This is a genomic window from Arthrobacter sp. 3Tela_A (genome assembly GCF_049311025.1).
GTDB lineage: Bacteria > Actinomycetota > Actinomycetes > Actinomycetales > Micrococcaceae > Arthrobacter_B.
On the sequence record NZ_JAXIOM010000108.1, the window covers coordinates 1 to 2,522 of the forward strand.

The window sequence follows — 2,522 nt, forward strand, 5'->3', positions numbered from 1 at the left end:
GGCAACCGCCCCCAGGCCTAGGCGCGGGGGCTCGGAGAGGTGTATCAGAGACAGGGCCGTGCCCGCCCCCACAGAGGACGACGACGGCGGGAGTCAAGTTTGTCCGCATCCGCGGGTACCGCTAATGTTGCGGGGGCATACGCCTAGAGGAGAGTGATTTTGTGCCCGCAGTCGACGGCGTTCCCTCCGGCCGCAAGCCTTCGCGCCGGCAGCCGCGTTCGGTTGTTGCGCGGGAAGCTGTGAAGGCGGCGCTCGAACACGGCTATGACCAGGTCACCGTGGAGATGATATGTTCCCGGGCTGATATTTCCCGCAGCACGTTCTTCAATCACTTTCCCTCCCGCGATGCGGCGATCGTTGGCAAACCATTTGCCGTGCCGGAACCTGAAGTGACCCACCCGATTCTTTCCCGGCATCCGGACGACCTCGTCCGCGGCCTGCTGGAAATGCAGGTGCCTGTTCTGGCCAACCAGACTGCCGACGCGGACATCCTGCGTGACCGTACCCGGCTGATCGCTGAACAGCCGGCAGCTATGCGCCAATACTCCACCAGGCTCATCGCCGTGCAGAACGAGCTCACAGACGCCGTCGAGGGCTGGCTGCGCGTCAATCCGCAGCACGCGCGTCTCCCCGACAGACATCGGACAGAAGCTGTTCTGGCCGTGACTGCGGCGTATGCCGCCATGTACGCGACGACACAGTGGTGGGGAATTCCGCTGCGTGATGTTCCTGATCCGCTGACAGCGTGCCTGCGTGCGGTCGATGCGCTCAGAACGGTGGTTGGGACGGGCGACCTGTCACGGCCGGTCTGCCTGCCGGACGTCCCGCTGCCCGGGCCTGACAGCGCTGCGGCTGCGGTGCCGGGTCTCCGGGAACGCAAACGGCGGGACACTGAGAACCGCATTGAGCTGGCAGCCGCGCGCGGCGCCCTTGAACGCGGCTTCGCTGCCGTGACCGTAGATGAGATCTGCGAGGAGGCCGTGATTTCGCGCAGTACGTTCTTCAACTACTTCCCCTCCCGCGAGGCGGCTATCCTTGGCAGGCCATTGACCGTGCTGCCGCAGGACAAAGCTGAGGAAGTCCTCACCAAACACAGCGACGACATTGTGTGCGGGGCTTTTGCACTCATTTTCGGATCCGTCGGCCACATGAGAGTCAACGCGGAGGTAGCCCGGCTACGGGCAGAACTCTCCCGGACCCAGCCCGCTGCCCGGGATGCCGGTACGGCCACTCTGGTCGATGCCGGTACGCGAATCATGGGCACTATCCGGGACTGGCTCGCCGGGAATCCTCAGTACGCCCGCTTGCACGGGAAGCCGGCCTACGAAGCCTCCCTCGCCTCGAACGCAGCCTACGCAGCCATCTCGGACATGGCTTCGGGCTGGCTGGGAGCGGCCGGAGACATCCAGGCCAGCGCCGAACACTTCATCGCCGCGGTGAAGGACCTGCGCACCGTGTTGACAGTTTCCGGCGAGGCTGGATAACGCTCAGGGCCCCCTGCCGAGCCGGCTGACCATCAGTTTCCCGGCGTCGTCGGTGTGCAGGATGAAGCTGCCCAACTGGTCTGTGCGCGCCACCAGGGCTCCGGCCGCTTCGAGATTCCGGAGTGTCTCCGGCGCTGGATGCCCGTACGTGTTCTCCTCCCCCACCGATATCAGTGCCAGCAACGGACGCAGCTCTTCCGGCAATGCCTGCCCGGAATTTCGTGCTCCGTGGTGGGCGACCTTGAGCACATGCACCTGTTCGGTCCGCAGTTCCGGACTGGTTCGGAGCATCTGGCGAGCAGCGTCCTCCTCCAGGTCTCCGGTGAAGAGAAAGTTGATCCCGGCCGTGCGGATCAGCAGGACGGCACTGGCATCATTCTCGGTGAGTCCGGCACTGCCTTCAGCTGCCGGAGGCCACAGGACCTCCCAGCGCACGGGGCCAAGCTCTCCGTTTCCCCCGCGTCCCAGGCGTTCAGGATCGACCGCAAACTCGTCCGCGAGTCCTCTGATCTCCCCGGGTATCCCCTGTTCAGCCGACGAGAAAGCGAGCGACTTAATCTCCCTTCCCTCTGCAGCGGCTGAGGCTCCGGCATAGTGGTCCTCATGGACGTGGGTGATGACCAGCATTTCGATGGTGCGAATGCCCAGACGGTCCAGACAGGTATCGAGCGCTGAAGGATCAGGACCGGCATCGATGACCAATGCCGCGTCAGGTCCTGTCCTAACGGCCAATGCATCCCCCTGCCCGACGTCGCAGGCGGCTGCAATCCAGTCCGGGTGCCTGGGACCGGGGTGGAGCAGCCGCAGCACCAACACCCCCAGCATCATGGCGAGGGTGGCTGCCAGACAGATCACCCCCAACCGGAGCGTGCGTACCCGGAGCCGCCCGTTGTCCCCGCCGACTCCCCGGCCCGGAACTTCCGGCCCAGCGCGCGGCCGTCCAAGCCGGATGATCCACCAGGCCAGGAGCGCGGGGCCGCCCGGCGCTACCCCCGGGCCCCCGCCGCCCCCCCCCCCCCCCGCCCGGGGAGTTGGGGG

2 protein-coding genes are annotated in these 2,522 nt (G+C 66.0%); one reads left to right on the forward strand and one right to left on the reverse strand.

Annotation, left to right across the window (positions count from 1 at the left end):
• The first annotated feature begins 161 nt into the window (after positions 1–161).
• Entirely contained in the window at positions 162–1,484 is a 1,323-nt protein-coding gene (locus tag TVC13_RS17935) for a TetR/AcrR family transcriptional regulator (protein WP_422402484.1), read from the forward strand.
• Positions 1,485–1,487: 3 nt separating this feature from the next.
• Here TVC13_RS17935 and TVC13_RS17940 read toward each other — a convergent pair whose 3' ends face one another.
• Complete coding sequence (locus TVC13_RS17940) at positions 1,488–2,339, reverse strand: ComEC/Rec2 family competence protein (RefSeq protein WP_422402485.1); 852 nt, start codon at positions 2,337–2,339, stop codon at positions 1,488–1,490.
• Positions 2,340–2,522 lie beyond the last annotated feature (183 nt).